Annotated in this window: 15 protein-coding genes and 1 other annotated feature; of the genes, 8 read left to right on the forward strand and 7 right to left on the reverse strand. The window is 45.9% G+C overall.

All coding sequences use genetic code 11. The features are described from left to right. Positions 1-139: 139 nt before the first annotated feature. The 5 genes from M3593_RS12420 to M3593_RS12440 form a co-directional block, all read right to left on the reverse strand. The gene (locus M3593_RS12420; RefSeq protein WP_251543020.1) at positions 140-1,540 is read right to left on the reverse strand and encodes a nucleoside recognition domain-containing protein; all 1,401 of its coding nucleotides are present in this window, start codon (positions 1,538-1,540) and stop codon (positions 140-142) included. Then, positions 1,540-2,235 (reverse strand): FeoB small GTPase domain-containing protein, encoded by a 696-nt coding sequence (locus tag M3593_RS12425; RefSeq protein WP_251543022.1) that lies wholly within the window; start codon positions 2,233-2,235, stop codon positions 1,540-1,542. The genes M3593_RS12420 and M3593_RS12425 overlap by 1 nt, the downstream gene beginning before the upstream one ends. Then, positions 2,235-2,480, reverse strand: coding sequence for a FeoA family protein (locus tag M3593_RS12430; protein ID WP_144477987.1), 246 nt, complete (start codon positions 2,478-2,480; stop codon positions 2,235-2,237). The genes M3593_RS12425 and M3593_RS12430 overlap by 1 nt, the downstream gene beginning before the upstream one ends. A gap of 183 nt (positions 2,481-2,663) precedes the next feature. Continuing rightward, positions 2,664-3,305: an NAD(P)/FAD-dependent oxidoreductase gene (locus tag M3593_RS12435; protein ID WP_251543024.1), complete on the reverse strand. Its 642-nt coding sequence runs from the start codon at positions 3,303-3,305 to the stop codon at positions 2,664-2,666. Between the two features lie 87 nt (positions 3,306-3,392). Continuing rightward, on the reverse strand, positions 3,393-4,451 hold the full coding sequence (locus tag M3593_RS12440) for a YncE family protein (RefSeq protein WP_251543026.1): 1,059 nt from the start codon (positions 4,449-4,451) through the stop codon (positions 3,393-3,395). Between the two features lie 269 nt (positions 4,452-4,720). Between M3593_RS12440 and M3593_RS12445 the strand changes: the two genes are divergently transcribed. Genes M3593_RS12445 through chrA form a run of 4 tightly spaced genes read left to right on the forward strand, consistent with a single transcriptional unit; the run spans position 4,721 to position 7,693 of the window. Beyond that, positions 4,721-5,029, forward strand: a complete 309-nt coding sequence (locus M3593_RS12445; protein ID WP_144477991.1) for a PadR family transcriptional regulator — start codon at positions 4,721-4,723, stop codon at positions 5,027-5,029. A gap of 44 nt (positions 5,030-5,073) precedes the next feature. Continuing rightward, positions 5,074-5,709 (forward strand): ABC transporter ATP-binding protein, encoded by a 636-nt coding sequence (locus tag M3593_RS12450; RefSeq protein WP_251543028.1) that lies wholly within the window; start codon positions 5,074-5,076, stop codon positions 5,707-5,709. Then, entirely contained in the window at positions 5,709-6,503 is a 795-nt protein-coding gene (locus M3593_RS12455) for an ABC transporter permease (protein ID WP_251543030.1), read from the forward strand. The genes M3593_RS12450 and M3593_RS12455 overlap by 1 nt, the downstream gene beginning before the upstream one ends. Next, positions 6,500-7,693 carry a chromate efflux transporter gene (gene chrA, locus M3593_RS12460; protein WP_251543032.1) on the forward strand — a complete coding sequence of 398 codons (1,194 nt, stop codon included), beginning with the start codon at positions 6,500-6,502 and terminating at the stop codon, positions 7,691-7,693. Before M3593_RS12455 ends, chrA begins: the two co-directional genes overlap by 4 nt. Positions 7,694-7,944: 251 nt before the next feature. Here the strand turns inward: chrA and iadA are convergent, their stop codons facing one another. Continuing rightward, entirely contained in the window at positions 7,945-9,114 is a 1,170-nt protein-coding gene (gene iadA / locus M3593_RS12465; protein WP_251543034.1) for a beta-aspartyl-peptidase, read from the reverse strand. Between the two features lie 117 nt (positions 9,115-9,231). After that, positions 9,232-9,456, forward strand: a binding site (T-box leader). A gap of 85 nt (positions 9,457-9,541) precedes the next feature. Between iadA and M3593_RS12470 the strand changes: the two genes are divergently transcribed. The 4 genes from M3593_RS12470 (at position 9,542) to M3593_RS12485 (ending at position 14,763) form a co-directional block, all read left to right on the forward strand. Next, positions 9,542-10,879, forward strand: coding sequence for a sodium-dependent transporter (locus tag M3593_RS12470; protein WP_251543036.1), 1,338 nt, complete (start codon positions 9,542-9,544; stop codon positions 10,877-10,879). A gap of 129 nt (positions 10,880-11,008) precedes the next feature. Beyond that, positions 11,009-12,514 carry a spore germination protein gene (locus tag M3593_RS12475; protein ID WP_251543038.1) on the forward strand — a complete coding sequence of 502 codons (1,506 nt, stop codon included), beginning with the start codon at positions 11,009-11,011 and terminating at the stop codon, positions 12,512-12,514. A gap of 16 nt (positions 12,515-12,530) precedes the next feature. Continuing rightward, positions 12,531-13,658, forward strand: coding sequence for a GerAB/ArcD/ProY family transporter (locus tag M3593_RS12480; RefSeq protein ID WP_251543040.1), 1,128 nt, complete (start codon positions 12,531-12,533; stop codon positions 13,656-13,658). After that, the gene (locus M3593_RS12485; protein WP_251543042.1) at positions 13,639-14,763 is read left to right on the forward strand and encodes a Ger(x)C family spore germination protein; all 1,125 of its coding nucleotides are present in this window, start codon (positions 13,639-13,641) and stop codon (positions 14,761-14,763) included. The genes M3593_RS12480 and M3593_RS12485 overlap by 20 nt, the downstream gene beginning before the upstream one ends. Before the next feature lie 46 nt (positions 14,764-14,809). Here the strand turns inward: M3593_RS12485 and M3593_RS12490 are convergent, their stop codons facing one another. Continuing rightward, on the reverse strand, positions 14,810-16,003 hold the full coding sequence (locus M3593_RS12490) for a PDZ domain-containing protein (protein ID WP_251543044.1): 1,194 nt from the start codon (positions 16,001-16,003) through the stop codon (positions 14,810-14,812). Between the last annotated feature and the right edge of the window lie 284 nt (positions 16,004-16,287).

The raw sequence follows: 16,287 nt of genomic DNA on the forward strand, positions 1-16,287 counted from the left end.
GAACAAATTCGCAAGCGTCTGGTTCATGCCAACAACAAACGCTGCCAACTTAAAAATAACGGTGTCGCTTGCTGGTCGGGCCTTGGATAAAACAAAAAGCATAAGGACCAACCCACTTATTTGGCCCTTATGCTTATTTTCACACCCAGCCTAATAACTTTGCCAGTTGGGCGATCACAAATGTTACAAGTAAGGCGATGACAGTCGGGATCATGAATGCCATAAAAGTCCATTTCTTGCTCTTTGTCTCCTTATAAATATTGATCAGTGTGGTTCCGCAAGGATAATGAAGGAGTGAAAACAACATCATGTTGAGAGCTGTCAGCCAGGTCCAGCCCTGATCAAGGAAGATTTGCTTCAAATCCCCGATTCCTTCCACATCGATCAGTTCCCCTGTGGATAAATAACCCATCAACAGTACCGGCAATACAATTTCATTTGCCGGCAGGCCAATCAAGAAAGCCATAAGGATATATCCATCCAGCCCCAGCGATTGCCCAAGAGGATCTAAAAATTGCACAATATGCAGGAGGATGCTGGTTCCGCCTATATCGATGTTGGCGAAAACCCATGTCAGGACTGCTGCTGGTGCCGCGACTTTTACCGCCCTGTTTAGTACGGATAGCGATTTTGTAAGAGAAGCCCTGATCACAGTATCGAATATTTTCGGTTTGCGATATGGAGGCAGCTCCAATGTATAATGTGTAGGAACTCCTTTAAGCATTGTTTTTGAAAGAATCCATGATACAAAGAATGTCACGATGATGCCAAACAATACAATCCCCACGATGACCGACGTCGTCACAACCATTGCCATTCCGCCCGTAAAACCTGAAGCCATGAATAGTGAAGCAAGGACAATCAGTGTTCCCCATCTTCCGTTGCAAGGTACAAAGTTATTCGTAAGGATCGCCAGCATTCTTTCCCGCGGCGACTCGATGATTCTCGTTGACATCATCGCCGCCGCATTGCACCCAAAACCCATCGCCATTGTCAGTGACTGCTTTCCATGTGCGCCAACAGACTTAAAAAGTCGGTCCATATTAAAGGCAACACGCGGGAGATAGCCATAGTTTTCAAGGAGGGCAAATGTCGGGAAGAAAATCGCCATCGGCGGGAGCATGACACTGATCACCCATGTTGTGCCACGATAGAAACCTAGAACAAGTACACCATGAAGCCATTCAGGAGCATGGATCATTTCAAAAAACAAAGTGAGGTATCCTTCAATCCAGCCAAAAAATTCAGCCAGCATGGCAGATGGAACATTTGCGCCGGCAATCGTTAAATAAAAGACCACCCCGAGCATCACCAGCATGATCGGGAAACCAAGGATGGGCGAGGTGAAAATCGCATCTAATTTTTCAGTGCGCTGAGAGTGTTTATTTTTCGTGTAAGTAACTCCGGCCTGAACCAATTGACTGCTATTCTGATAGAGCTTCTCAACGATGCGGTCACGAGAGTCGGAGGTTGATAGTTTTTCAGCTTGATGAAGAATTTCTTCCAAAAGCTGATTTTGATCCAATGATTGAGATTCCATTACTGCAACACCTCCTCTGACGGTTGCCGCTTGCTGATTTCCTCAAGCAGCGCTTTATCTCCATCAAGTAAGCGCAAAGCAAGCCATCTGGATGGAATTCGGTTATTCCGAAGCTGTTTTACCAGCGGAATGAGGACTGCAATTTTTTCTTCGGTTTCTTCATCATAGGTGACCGGTACAGGATTACATGTGATCTTACCGCTCATCAGCCGGTCCATGGCATCGAGCAGCGCCGAAATGCCCGTTTTATTCCTGGCAGAGATTTTGATGACCGGTACCCCTAGCCGCCTCATTAAGATCTTTTCATTAATTTTAATCCCCATCTTCTCAGCCTCATCAATCAAATTGATGCAGATGATTACCTGGCCGGTCATCTCAAGAACTTGTAAAGCCAGGTTAAAATTCCGTTCCAGTGCAGTAGCGTCCAATACGACGAGTGTGAGATCAGGTTTTTCGAACACAATATAATTGCGGGCCACTTCTTCATCAAGAGAATTGGAGTAAAGCGAATAGGTACCAGGCAAATCGACTAGTTTAAAAGTGTTGCCTTTATATTGAAAGGAACCTTCCTTTAATTCAACCGTCTTTCCCGCCCAGTTTCCCGTATGCTGCTTCAATCCAGTCAAAACATTGAACAATGTACTTTTCCCCGTATTAGGGTTTCCAGCCAGCGCGACACGAAATTGCCTGCTCATCAGTCCATCAGCTCCCCTTCGATTTTTATGCTTTCATCTTTCCTTAAAGCGATCGTAGTATTGCTTACGCGAAAAGCAATTGGATCACCCAAAGGACTTTTCCTGATTACTTCCACGATCGCCCCAGGCACAAATCCTAAATCAAGCAGCCTTCTCCGCATGACCCCTTCAACTGATATGCACGTCAGCTTAATGACGTTTCCTTTTTCACCATCGGATAAACGGACTTTTTTTGATTCGCTCATTAATATTTCCTCCACCTTAAAAAGTTTCCTTAGTGCAACTTTTGTTTTTTATTATATGTAAGTGTGGAGAAAGTGTCAAAATTATTTTTATAAAACAAAAAAAGCATATGGACAAATCCAGAAAATTGGATATGTCCATATGCTCTCCAGCCTTGGATAGCAGAATATGAAATCATCTTATTTTTACTTTTGACACGCTGTATTAATCATCTCCAACAGCTCTTCTTTTCCAAACCGGACAATGAATTTATGGACCGGCTCGCGCTTTTTCCCATTCTCATTATATATGTCTATGAGACTCTCAACGCTTTGATAAAGCTCATCCGGAGTAAGCTGTTCATATAACAGGCTTCCCGGTGCAGCATCCTGCCCCTTTGATTTTCCCCCGGCATATAGATTGTAGCCGTCTTTCACTTTCATTATGCCGATATCGTTAATGAGCGGTTCACCGCAGCCGACCGGGCAGCCCGTATACGCTGGCTTCAGGGTAAAAGGGACAGCTTTGCCGGCGATCCTTTTGTTCAGTTCAATGGCAACGGGCATCCCTTCCTCCTCCGCTCCTTTGCAAAAATTACATGTGCGGAGACTTTTCACAAAGCTCCCAACTGGATAACAGCTGAGGCCAGCCTGTTCAAACTCTGCGATTGCCTCTTCTTTTCGGCTTTCCGGTATTTCGATATACAGCTGCTGAAACGTCGTCAGCTCCAGCTCCTGGTCCTCTCCCAGATATTTCGCCAGGGCCAGCAGCTGCCTGGCATTCAGTTTGGAGCCAAAATCAATGCCGCCATTAACGGCCAGCTTTATGGTTTTCTCAGTTGTTTCCAATTAATCTCCATCCTCCTTCACGCTTATTTAGAATGAATTTATTTCCATCATACCGTGAAAAAGTGGAAAATGTGTGGATTTTTCGAATCAATTCATGATCGTGATTCCGTTAGGTATTTCCCCGACCTCGATTGTTTCTGCTTGTTTGCTATCCAAGTCAATGATACTAACTGTGTTATCGAACATATTGGTGACATAGGCGAATTTTCCGTCACTGCTTACCGTTACACCATGGGCGCCATTTCCTGTCTTGATCTCATCGACAACCGTTTTTGCTTCCAAATCGACTATTGACATGGAACTTGAAGGGGATTCCTCGGTGCCCTGGTTCGCGACATACGCATACTTGCTGTCAGGACCAATATAGACCTGTGCCGGGCCTGTACCAACTTCCACCTTGGCCACTTGCTTCGTTTCTAGATCGACTATGGCTAGTGAGTTTTCTGAGAAAAGGGTTACTGCCAGGGTCTTTCCGTCCTTGGTCACTCCTGTTGTCACAGGTGTACTTCCTATATTCATTCTTTCTTCCTGGAATGTTTCCAGATTGATTACACTTACTGTGTCCTCACCCATATTGGCGATATAGGCGAATTGGCTGTCTGGAGAAATCCTGAAACCATGTGGGCCATCGCCTGTCGGAACGGTTTTGATCACTTTATAGGTTGCCGCGTCAATGACTGAAACGGTGTCATCCTCGTTGTTTGTTGCCAATACGTATTTGCCATCCCCTGAATACACAATATGCGCCGGATGATTCCCAACTTCCACTTCTTTTAACAGTTCATTTGTAAAGGCATCATAGAATACTACTTTTCCAGAAGTTCCTCCTTCGTGACCGCCATGCCCGTGCCCAGATTCAGGAATTAGTGTTGCGGCAACCACTTTTCCATCAGGCGAAAGCTGGATATTATGAACAACTCCATCTGCCTTGATGGTATCGGCCACCTTATTATCTTTGACATTGACCTTGCTGATGGTCCCGCCCTCATTGGCGGTGAAATAATATTTTCCTGAAACTTGTTCTTGTTTGGCCGCTTTCACTTCAGGTTTCTTTTCAACCTTAGTAGCAGCACCCGTCCCACATCCTGCAAGAACAAGTCCAACAGAAGCAAACAGGCTAATCATTTTTACATTTAAACGACTCATTTTGAGCCCTCCTTTTCGGAAATCTACCACCATGATAATCCCGCCCATTCCTGCGAAAATGTTAAGTTCATCACAAACCAAAATATAAAGCTGAGAAATTTTACAGCTTTTTGAAATTGATAAAATCTGCAAATTTCCGGAGTAGAATTTACTATTTGTTTTCATTAGGGAAGGATAGTAGCAAAATAATTGATTTATTTTCTTGATAAGTTAAAATGATATCGAGTTTCGTTATTGGATTTCGATATCAGGGAAAGAAGGAATTTTACATGGAGGATAAAGTTCTCAGGAAACTTTTTCTCGGGTTCATCCAGATCCATATTTTGCATCATGCAAAAGAGCAAGAGATTTTTGGGTTGTGGATGCTGGAAGAGCTTAAAGAACACGGCTACAGTTTGAGCGCCGGGACTCTCTACCCGATTTTGCACAGTATGGAATCAGATGGATTGCTGATAAAAGAAGAAAGAAAGGTCGAAGGGAAAATACGCAAATACTATCGGACAACGGACAAAGGAAACAGGGTGCTTGAGGAAGCCCAAAAGAAAGCGTATGAGCTTTTTAAGGAAATCAAGGATTGACCAGGAATGTATCTGAATTCAGCGGATGATGGGAGTGAAGCAGTTTGTTTAAACTTCAGAATGTGACTGTAAACGGAATTTTACAAATCGACCAGCTGACGATTCCGGAAAATCAATTCACCTGCATTCTTGGACCGAGCGGAAGCGGGAAGTCGACGCTCTTGAGGCTTTTGAATGATCTGTCCAGCCCTGATGAAGGGAAGATTCTTTATAAAAACAAACCAATCAACGAATTCGATCCGCTTCAGCTCAGAAGAACGGTTGTTATGGTGTCGCAGGCGCCGGTTATTTTTCAGGGCAGTATTGAAGATAATTTGCAGATTGGCCTTTCTTTTTCCGGAAAAGAAGCAGCAAGTGTTAAGGAAATGGAGACAATGCTCGAATTATTCATGCTTGATAAAAAGCTGGGCGATGAAGCGGAGAACCTGTCTGGCGGCGAAAAACAGCGTCTTTCCTGGGCCAGGGCGATGCTGCTGGATCCCGAGGTGTTTTTGCTGGACGAGCCGACCTCCGCGCTGGATGAAGAAACAGCCCGTACTGTGCTAACAAGATTTTACGAGTATGCAAAAAAGCATTCGAAAACAGTCATTATGATCACTCATTCAAAGGAACTGGCAGAGCTCGCAGCCGAGAATACGATTGACTTGTCCCAATACTCCCTTGGAAGCGAGGGGCTCTGATGGATGGTGTAATGGATCTATCGTTACTGCAGCTTGCTGCTGCCTATATCTTCATCCTGATATTAATCATCATTGTCAGGGTTCGCGGAATCCGCCGGGAAAAAGAAATCCTGCTGGCTACTGTGCGAATGTCCATCCAGCTTGTACTGGTCGGGTACCTTCTCGTCTATCTGTTTGATAATCCTAACCCCTGGTATACCTTGCTGATCATTGCCATCATGCAGATTTTTGCCATTTATAATGTGTACAAACGTACAAAGCACCCTCTTGGAAGCGGGATGAAAAAGTATATTGCCTATGCTATGGCAATCGGCATCCATTCGAGTTTGTTCTTTTTCATTCTCGTTATCCTGGATGTTACTCCATGGTACGAACCGCGTTATTTCATCCCGATTGCCGGAATGATCATCGGAAATTCGATGACTGGTGTTTCGCTAGGGGTGAATCATTTAATTTCGGGATTCACTTCGCACAAGGATGAGATTGAAGGCGCCTTAATGCTTGGCGCCACCCCGAAGGACGCCGCAAGGAAAGTCGTCAACGAGGCTTTTGACTCTGCGATGCTGCCAACGATCAACTCAATGGTCGGGATGGGAATCATATTCCTGCCGGGAATGATGACGGGTCAAATTCTTTCCGGCACCTCCCCCATCGTTGCCGTGGAATACCAGATCGCCATCATGCTTGGGATTGTCGGAAGTGTGTCACTGACGGTGATTTTGTATTTGCAGATGGCCTATAAATCTTTTTTCAATGAGCGTTTTCAATTAGTTATGAAGGAGAATAAGAAATGACAGAGAAAAAAAGTGTAACTTTCCAGTCGCTGCTGGAAATCTTGATGGTTTCGACCAGGCTCGGCCTGACATCTTTCGGCGGGCCTGTCGCCCATCTAGGCTATTTCCATGAAGAATATGTCCGCCGCAGGAAGTGGATGGACGAAAAAAGCTATGCGGATCTCGTGGCATTATGCCAGTTCCTGCCTGGCCCGGCAAGCAGCCAGGTCGGGATCGGCGTGGGGCTGATGCGCGGCGGATTACTCGGAGGATTGTTCGCATTCCTTGGATTCACCCTGCCTTCTGTTCTGGCACTTATCGTCTTCGCTTTGATTTTACAGGGATTCGATATTGGAGACGCAGGCTGGATTCATGGTTTGAAAATCGTCGCTGTCGCGGTGGTGGCACATGCTATCCTCGGAATGGCACAGAAGCTCACTCCCGATCTGCCGCGGAAGACGATTGCTTTATTTGCGCTCGCTGCAACTCTGCTGTGGCAAACAGCGTTCACGCAAATTGGCGTGATTATCATCGCTGGAATTTTAGGATATGTTTTATTCAAGTCCCATACTGCATCTGCAGACGATCGGATGACTTTCCCGATTTCCAAAGGTGTTGGGTATGTCAGCTTGGGACTCTTTTTCGGTTTGCTCATCCTCCTGCCGATTTTACGGGAAGCCACTTCACTAAACTGGATTGCGATGTTCGATAGCTTTTATCGATCAGGTTCACTTGTTTTTGGCGGAGGACATGTAGTTTTGCCTCTGCTTGAACGCGAATTCGTGCCGACAGGCTGGCTGAGTGAGGAAGCCTTCCTCGCTGGATATGGCGCTGCCCAGGCAGTACCCGGACCCTTGTTTACCTTCGCTGCCTATATCGGAGCAGTCATCAGCGGCTGGAAGGGCGGACTGCTCGCGACAGCGGCAATTTTTCTTCCGGCATTCCTGCTGATCCTTGGGACACTGCCTTTCTGGGATGCATTGAGACGGAACAGCAAGATCAGCAGAGCGCTTATGGGCGTTAATGCCGCTGTTGTCGGCATCCTGATTGCGGCGTTCTATCATCCTATCTGGACAAGTTCCATTCTCGTGCCTGTTGATTTCGTGTTTGCAGCAGTTTTGTTCAGCATGCTAGTGTATTGGAAGCTCGCACCGTGGATTGTCGTTGTTACTGGTGCGGTTGGCGGAATGATTTTGTCGATGATTTTTTAAAAAATGCGGGTTTTTGCCCGTTTTTTTGCTGTTTGGGTAAGGTTTCATTGATTTCGCACCCATATTCCTGCTTCCGAATTCCGGTAAAATGGGTTTATTGGCGAAAAATCTGATTTTATCGACCACATTTTTGATTATTTCGGCGGATTTTCAAATATATCGACCACTTTTCCGAATATATCGACCACATTTACAGATATATCGACCAAGTCAAAAAGAACCTTGACCGCTTATGGTCAAGGTTCTTCTAATCATTCAAATGTCCCTCTCACTAGCGGAACTTTGTTTTCTACCATTACTTTTCCCATTGCGATGACCGTATCAATCTCAAGGTCCTTATCCAGCAGCACCAGGTCTGCATCACGTCCTGTTTCGATCCGGCCTTTTTGTGAAAGCTTTAAAACGGCTGCCGGGTTCGCCGTGATCACTCGGATGGCGACCTCAAGCGGAATCCCCTCCGAAACTACGGCTTCCTTAACAGCATCGTACAAAGACGAAACCTGGCCAATCTGCAAACCAATCAGTTCACCATTTTGATCAAAATCAGGCAGGCTCGCCTGTCCATCGGAAGTGAAGGTAATCTGGCTGATGTCGACGCCCGCTTCAAGCATCCGCTTGAGACCGACACTGCATTTGACCTCCCCTTCCTCCAAAAACTTCGGGATGGAGCTGGTGGTGAAATCAACCCAGCCGCCTTTTTTCGCGTACTCAATGCCTGCTTCAAACAGGTGGGGATTGCGGTTGATATGGGTCGGATAAAATTGCCGGATCGGGATGTCGGTATTCTCGACGACCTCCTCGATCAGCTTCAGATGGTCTAGGCTGTCGCCGACATGGATATTGACGATGCCGCTTTTTCCAGCGAGCATCCCGCCGATCCTCGCTGCCGAAACGATTTTGGCCAGCTCCTCGGCAGTTGGCTGGGATGAACGATGATCGGCAATCGCAATTTCGCCCGCCCCGATTACTTTATCAATCAAAATGATGTCGTCCTCAATTTTGCCGGTAAGCGTTTTGACAGGGACCTGATAGGAGCCCGTTTGCACATAGGTCGTGATGCCTTCTTCTTCTAACGCTCGTGCCTTGGCAATCAAGCTCGGCATCGTTCGTGTCGTGCCGTCAGTGCCGAGAACACCGACCAGCGTCGTGATGCCGGCAGTTGTCGCCTGGGTCAGCTGGATTTCCGGTGTCCTGGTTCGGAACCCGCCTTCTCCGCCGCCGCCAATCAGGTGGACATGGGAATCGATGAAGCCTGGTACAACCGTCTTGCCCTCAGCATCAATAACTTTCACATCGACGAACTGTTCAGGAACTTCGATTTCATCCTGGATGAATCCGATTTTTCGATCGACAATTAAAATATCTTTTTTACCAAGGTGATCTGGTGCGTAAATCTCGCCATTCTTAATAAGTGTCAGCATGCACTCTCCTCCAACTTCCTGCTGTTTCCTCAATTATAGCTTGTTTCAATTCTCTGAAAAAGAAGCTTGACAGTATATTCTTATCATACTATAATTTCGAGTATTACATTTTAATAAGTTGAAGCATTGAAGAGAGTTTATTAAGCCGGTCTCCCTGTTACTAGAGAATCAGTGGTTGGTGAAAACTGATACAAAGTCCTGGTGAATTTCGTTCTTGGAGCTTTTCCTTTAATACACATTGTAAAAAAGGAACGGACTTGGCCGTTATCCAATTAACTTGAGCGGGAAGCGTATTTTTGCTTCCAAATAGGGTGGTACCGCGTGTTCAGCCACGTCCCTATCCAGATCGTTGGATAGCGGCGTGGCTTTTTATTTTGCCCTGACGTCCAGCGGCTCAGCTGAAATAGAGAGAAAAGGGAGAATCAACATGGAGAAAGAGCAATGGTCATCAAAGATTGGATTTATCCTTGCCGCAGCCGGTTCGGCAATCGGAATCGGGGCAATCTGGAAGCTTCCGTATGTGACGGGGGTCAGCGGCGGCGGAGCGTTTTTCCTCATGTTCATTTTATTTTCGCTGTTCATCGGCCTGCCGCTCCTGCTTGCGGAATTCGTGATCGGCCGCAGTACTGGAAAAGAAGCGATTCGTGCTTATCTAGAAATCGCGCCTAAAAGCAAATGGTATTTGATCGGGATACTCGGTGTCGTTACCAGCTTCGTGCTGCTTAGCTTTTACAGTGTGGTTGGCGGCTGGATCAGTGTTTATTTTATAAAGGGGCTTGCTGGCGGGGTGATTCAGGAAGGCACCGATTATGGTGAGCTGTTCGGGAAGACGATCAGCGATCCGTGGAGCGTACTCGCCGCGCAGGCTGCGTTCTTGCTGATCACCATCGTGGTAGTCGCAAAAGGCGTCCAGTCTGGCATTGAAAAAGCGAGTAAAATCCTCATGCCTGCCCTGTTCCTGCTTTTCATCATCTTGATCGTCCGTTCACTCACGCTCGATAACGCGTTAACTGGAGTAAAGTTCTTCCTCGCTCCGGATTTTTCAAGCATCACCTCCGAAAGCATCTTATTCGCGATGGGACAATCCTTTTTCTCCCTGAGCATCGGGGTCTCGGTGATGGTGACATACAGTTCGTACCTGCCGAAAAAAGGCAGCCTTGTACAGCCGGCCCTGTCGGTTGTCGGGATGAACCTGTTCATCGCACTGCTTGCCGGACTGGCAATCTTTCCGGCGGTATTCTCACTCGGATTTGAAGCTGCTGAAGGTCCGGGACTGCTGTTCGTCGTCCTGCCAGCGGTTTTTGAAAAAATGGTTTTCGGTGAGCTGTTCCTGCTGCTGTTTTTAGCCTTATTCTTGTTCGCGACACTGACCTCGGCATTCTCGATGCTTGAAATTGTCGTCGCCACTCTTGCAAAAGGCGATCGTAAAAAGCGCGCCAGATTCGCATGGATTGCCGGCGGATTGATCTTCCTGCTCGGCATCCCATCTGCCCTGTCTTTTGGAACTTTGGCGGAGGCAACGGTTTTCGGAAAAAACATCTTTGACACAGCCGACTTCCTGGTAAGCAATATCCTGATGCCGCTTGGAGTCCTGCTGATTTCGATTTTCGTTCCGCTGAAAATCAGGAAAGAAGTTTTAAGGCAGGAGCTTCTCCAACATTCCAAAACAGGCAGCTGGCTTTTTAATCTCTGGTACAATGTCATGAGGTTCATCGTTCCAATCGTCATCATCATTGTATTCCTTGATTCACTAGGCCTCATATAAAAGGAAGCTGGCATTACGCCAGCTTCTTTTTTTAGTTGATACATACAATCACAAAATCTATCATCAGTATAATTTTTCCCTATAATGCAAAACCTTTTGTGTAGATGACTGGCATCGGAGGGATTTTTTATGTTCTTCAAGAAACAGAAACGTGAAGCTCCTGACAGCATGAATGAAAAAAATCTCGACGACAAGGAGTTAATCCCCGTATCCAAAGATGAATTCATCAACATTATGAAAGAGCGTCTTCATCATAGTGCCGACCTAAACACAAAAGAATTGGCCAATGGTTTCACCCTTGTTTTCCTCGACACTTTGACTGATAAGAAAATGTTGAATGAGGATATTTTATCGCGTTTGGCTGGCACCTCTGCTACACCGGATGAAGCTTTAAAGAGCATAACGGTTTCGAGCACTTCGAAGCATAAGTACGTTGAAGATGGTGTCGATTCGATACTGAAAGGTGCCGTACTGGTCCATTCTACTGGATACCCTGTCATTATCAGCGCAGTTGTGGCTACCCAGGAAAACCGCTCATTGACCAGGCCGGAAAATGAATCCCAGGTGATGGGACCGCAAATCGCCTTCAATGAGAGTCTGGCAACGAATATATCACTGCTTCGCCGTTTTCTTACAAATGCCAATCTATGCAATGAAAGTTTTAAAGTAGGAAAACAAACGAATTCTGCGGTTGCGCTGCTTTATTTAAAAGATATTGCCGATGAAGAGATGGTTGACAGAATGCGTGAACGGATTCAGAGCATCGACATCGATTCAGTCCTTGATAGCTCTTTCTTGATCCAGCTTATCGAAGACAATTCCCTGGCGATTTTCCCGCAAATGCTGCTGACGGAAAGACCAGATCGTGCCTGTGCATGGCTTTTGAACGGAAAAGTAGTGGTACTGGTGGATGGCAGTGTCCAGGTCATCGGAGCACCGCAAACCTTCATCGAATTTTTTCAGAGCATGGAGGATGAAAGTGTCAGATGGCAAATTGCCACTTTTATCAGGATCCTGCGCGTTTTTTCCATGATAGTCTCGATTTTTTTCACCGCCATTTATGTTGCGTCTTTGACATTCCATTACGAAATCATTCCGCAGACATTGCTGGTCCCTCTCGGTGAATCAAGATCGCGTGTTCCTTTTCCGCCCATTATTGAGGCATTATTGCTCGAAACAATGATTGAGCTCCTCCGGGAAGCAGGAGCCCGGCTGCCAACGAAAGTCGGCCAGACAATGGGTATCGTAGGCGGTATCGTTGTTGGCACAGCTGCAGTAGATGCCGGATTCACAAGCAACATCCTGATCATCATCATTGCCGTTAGCGCCCTTGCCTCTTTTACAACACCAAACTATACGATGGGCAATGTCATACGGATCCTGCGCTTTCCCTTAATTATTTTAGCTGGTTTTTGGGGTTTTTACGGGCTGATGTTCGGCTTTTGTTTCCTGCTGATCCACCTGATCCGCCAATCCAGTCTTGGAAGCCCATTTCTGGCTCCTTTTTACCCGCCGAGATTTGCAGACTGGCGGGACAGCATCATCCGTCTCCCGATTGGCTGGACCAATAGACGTCCAAAACAGGCAAGACCAGATGACAAAATGAAATTCAGAGCCCAAAAAACCAAAGAATAAAGATGTGGTGTTATGAATGAAAATCCTGATCGAGGTAAAACCGCAGAGTATGGTCAATACCATGCTGCTCGTATTCGTGATTTTTTCCATGCAGGTAGGCGTAGGCATCCAGGGATTCCAGAGGGTCATTTATATGGAAGCAAAGCATGATGCCTGGATTTCCGTTATTTTGAGTGGTGTTGCAACTGCAATCGTTGGGTTCATCATGGTCAAGACTTTGAAAGCCTATGAGAATACGGACCTCTATGGAATTCAATATGATGTACTTGGAAAATGGTTCGGGAACATGCTCAATATCTTATTTGTCATTTATTTTCTTGGAGGATTCCACATCATTGTCCGAAATTATATTGAAGTTATCCAGGCGTGGATTTTCCCTGAAGTACCGGACTGGCTGATCTCCCTTACTCTTCTCTACCTTGTCTACTACGGACTAAATGGAGGACTGAGGACAGTGGTAGGAGTATGCTTCTTTAGTGTAGGTCTGTCCTTCTGGCTAATTCTCCTGCTTGCCTATCCCTTCCAGTTCGCCAATTTGGATTACTTATTTCCGATGTTCGAAGCGAGCATTCCGGAAATTTTAAGGGGTACAAAACAAATGACATTCACTGTCGTCGGCTTTGAGATCATCTATGTAATCTATCCTTTTTTAAAAGAAAAAGACAAGGTCCACAAATATATGCAAGTAGGCCTTTTTTTTACCACCATCCTTTACCTCACGATTATGGTGGTCTCCCTGGCCTATTTTAGCGGAGGACAGTTGGAACGGACGATTTGGGGAACTCTCTCTCTCTTAACAATCGTCCGCTTTCCTTTCATAGAAAGATTTGAATACGTGGCTATTACCTTCTGGGTGTTGCTGATCATGCCGAACTTGATGCTCTATATGTGGGCGGCTACCCGAGGTATTTCAAGGGTTTTTGGTAAAAAGGAACAGAAAGTCAGTTGGAAGTTGCTGATATTTTTATTCTTGACCCTGCTTTATCCACTCACCAGGGTACAAATCAATATGATGAACGATTATTTCGCAAAAGGTGCCTTCTATATCGTGTTTATCTATCCATTCCTGCTATTCGGTGCAGTTCTAGTCAAAAAGAAATTTTTCCGAAAAAAGGATGAGGCCAATGTACAGAAAAATGAATAAAATCATCATTGCGATCCTTGCCATCATCATTTCCGGCTGTGCTGATCCGAAAACATTGGAGCGAATGGGTTTGGTCACAACAATCGGATATGATACGACAGAAGATAAAAATGTTCTTGTAACAATGGTACTGTTGCAAATTGATCCAGAGGCAGCTCAGAATTCCATTATCCTTTCCGCAAAATCAGAGACTAGCAAAGGGGCGAAAAACAAAGCTGATTTAAAAAGCCCTAAAAAGCTGCAATCAGGTCAACTCCGGGTAGCACTAGTCAGCGAAGAGTTCGCACAGCTAGGTATCATCAATCTCGTAGACACCCTGGCACGGGATCCGGCTATCAGCAATCTCACCTATCTTGCAGTCGTTGAAGGCAGTACACATAAACTGCTCAAACAGAAAAACGCGGGGTTTTCCGATATCAGCCAGCTCATTTATAAGGAACTAGATCAAAATATAAAAGGGGAAAAAATCCCCTCGTCAACTCTGCAGGAAGTCATGCAAGATTATTATGCTGCAGGAACTGACCCGGTTTTGCCCACTATAAGGGGGGAAAACGGAGAAATTATCATTACCGGCATGGCGTTGTTCAAGAATGATAAAATGGTCAGCAAGGCCAATCCCGATGAAGCATTTTTTCTGAAATTGGTCAATGACCGATATAAAACAGGAGCAATAGAAATAACCATCCCAAAAGGCGGTTTTGGTATTCCGGAGTCAATTGAAGCTCCTGACCAAATGTCCGTGGTCCTGGATACGATCACAAGCAAAAGTGATATCAACCTGCTCAACAAAGACAACCTCCAGTTCGAAATGAAAATCAAATTAACAACAAGATTGCTTGAGGTCAATCAAGTAATGGACATTAAGAACCCAGTACTACTAAAAAAACTGGAAGACAGACTTAGTGAAAAAATCACCTCCGAAATTGAGAACCTGGTTGAAAAGGCGCGCGTGGCCGGAGCAGATCCATTCGGGTTTGGCGAAATTTACCGTAAAAGCGTCAGAGGCACAAACCTGACTGCATCGAAATGGCACAAGATGTATCCGGATAGCAAGGTTAATGTAAAGGTGGACTTCGAGATTCTGCGGACAGGGGTTGTGGAATAATACGAAAAAAGCGGGAGTCTCGTGTGATGGCTCCCGCTTTGGTTTCTTATCCAACTTCACTGTCCCACTTTTTCTCATCCTGAACAAAAAGGATACCAAGTTCGTGATGATCGCCTTCATATAACGCCCGTTGCACAAAACGGATTTGCGCATTCGTATCAAGCACTTCCAGCTTGCAATGTGCCCTGTTTCGCGAAAGAGCCTCGTAAAATGTTTTTTCGTCATTGACGTTCGTGCCATTGACTTTTGTGACAAGCTCCCCTACTTCCAGGGCCATTTTATCGGCTGGCGATCCTGGCAGGATGCCGAGAATCATTACGCCATGATTCTTTTTGGAAAAATAGAACGGACGGCTTTCTTCCTGCATCCGCTGGGTATAAGTCAAAGCTTCGCGGCCAATGATCGCGATAGACACGGCTGCGATGGCCGCGATGGGGTACCAGTACCCGGCTGCAGCAATCAGTACGGCCAGGATGCCAAGTCCAATCACCCGGCTGCCCTGCTGCTGAATGGCCTCCCTCGGCAGCATGCCCTGGATTTGCTGATGCATGCCGATCGCGAATGGAACGAGAAGCAATGAATATGTATTGTCGCCAAGCGTGAACACCGGCCACCACTCGAACGGCATGGTCAGGATGTTTCCTGGAATGAGCATGAATGCCGGAACCAGCCACAGCCGTTTCACCTCATGAACACCGACCGTCTGGCCGCGCTTGCTTTTAACTAATTTTGGAGAAGTTCCCTTTTTGCCATTCTTTAAAATAAGGAATCCTTCACCGATTGTCAGCAGTGCCAGCAAAATCGCGATGGAAGGATATATTTTTTCATCCAAATTTGAAAATAAATCGCCGGCCAGCGGAAGCTCGATGTTTTTGCCCGACAGAAAAGCTAGAGCAAAAAAAGCAGCGCCAACCGTATAGGCAGGAGCCAGCAGCCTCACTCTCGCGGTAAAGCTCAATAGCAATGTCGCCGCCGCAATTAAAACAATCGCCGCGAATGGTATCGTAAGCCCTGCTCCAATAGTGATTGCGGAAATCAGCAGACCGACAAGCAGACCAAGCGGAAACAGCTGCCTTAGCTCAAAATAAGCATCTTCCGACCGGACCGTGAAGTTTTTCCGCTCCCGCTTCACGCGCGCAACCCCAAGGACCGCAGCTATAATAAAAGAATAATAGAACACAGGGTGAAGCAGAAGCCTGCCCGTCCCCTTCAAAAGCTCAATGAACCAATCCTGTGCCACCCCTATGTCACCATCCCCGTAAAATTACATATTATTAAGCTTATTCTATCAAATCTAGGGGGTAAAACCTATTAATACTTGCGGAAATGGGATGGGATTTTTTTCTTGTGGAGGTTTATTTCGGTCGATAGCAACTAATCTCTATGGAATCCGGGTTATTCTCTACGGTTTGGTCTGGAATCTCTACGGAATGCTGCTTATTCTCTACGGAAGAGGCTATAATCTCTACGAAATGAAGCATATTCTCTACGTTTACCATAAACTAACAAAAAAAACACTGCACC

The sequence above is a fragment of the Mesobacillus sp. MER 48 genome (assembly GCF_023714225.1).
Classification (GTDB): Bacteria; Bacillota; Bacilli; order Bacillales; family Cytobacillaceae; genus Mesobacillus; species Mesobacillus oceanisediminis_A.

Excerpts from the sequence above, each read along its gene's own strand:
- M3593_RS12430 (WP_144477987.1), bottom strand. The coding sequence starts at position 2,480 with ATGAGCGAATCAAAAAAAGTCCGTTTATCCGATGGTGAAAAAGGAAAC.
- iadA (WP_251543034.1), bottom strand. The coding sequence starts at position 9,114 with ATGCTGACACTTATTAAGAATGGCGAGATTTACGCACCAGATCACCTT.
- M3593_RS12445 (WP_144477991.1), top strand. The coding sequence starts at position 4,721 with ATGGAGGATAAAGTTCTCAGGAAACTTTTTCTCGGGTTCATCCAGATC.
- M3593_RS12425 (WP_251543022.1), bottom strand. The coding sequence starts at position 2,235 with ATGAGCAGGCAATTTCGTGTCGCGCTGGCTGGAAACCCTAATACGGGG.
- M3593_RS12475 (WP_251543038.1), top strand. The coding sequence starts at position 11,009 with ATGTTCTTCAAGAAACAGAAACGTGAAGCTCCTGACAGCATGAATGAA.
- M3593_RS12470 (WP_251543036.1), top strand. The coding sequence starts at position 9,542 with ATGGAGAAAGAGCAATGGTCATCAAAGATTGGATTTATCCTTGCCGCA.
- M3593_RS12485 (WP_251543042.1), top strand. The coding sequence starts at position 13,639 with ATGTACAGAAAAATGAATAAAATCATCATTGCGATCCTTGCCATCATC.
- chrA (WP_251543032.1), top strand. The coding sequence starts at position 6,500 with ATGACAGAGAAAAAAAGTGTAACTTTCCAGTCGCTGCTGGAAATCTTG.
- M3593_RS12455 (WP_251543030.1), top strand. The coding sequence starts at position 5,709 with ATGGATGGTGTAATGGATCTATCGTTACTGCAGCTTGCTGCTGCCTAT.
- M3593_RS12440 (WP_251543026.1), bottom strand. The coding sequence starts at position 4,451 with ATGAGTCGTTTAAATGTAAAAATGATTAGCCTGTTTGCTTCTGTTGGA.
- M3593_RS12420 (WP_251543020.1), bottom strand. The coding sequence starts at position 1,540 with ATGGAATCTCAATCATTGGATCAAAATCAGCTTTTGGAAGAAATTCTT.
- M3593_RS12480 (WP_251543040.1), top strand. The coding sequence starts at position 12,531 with ATGAAAATCCTGATCGAGGTAAAACCGCAGAGTATGGTCAATACCATG.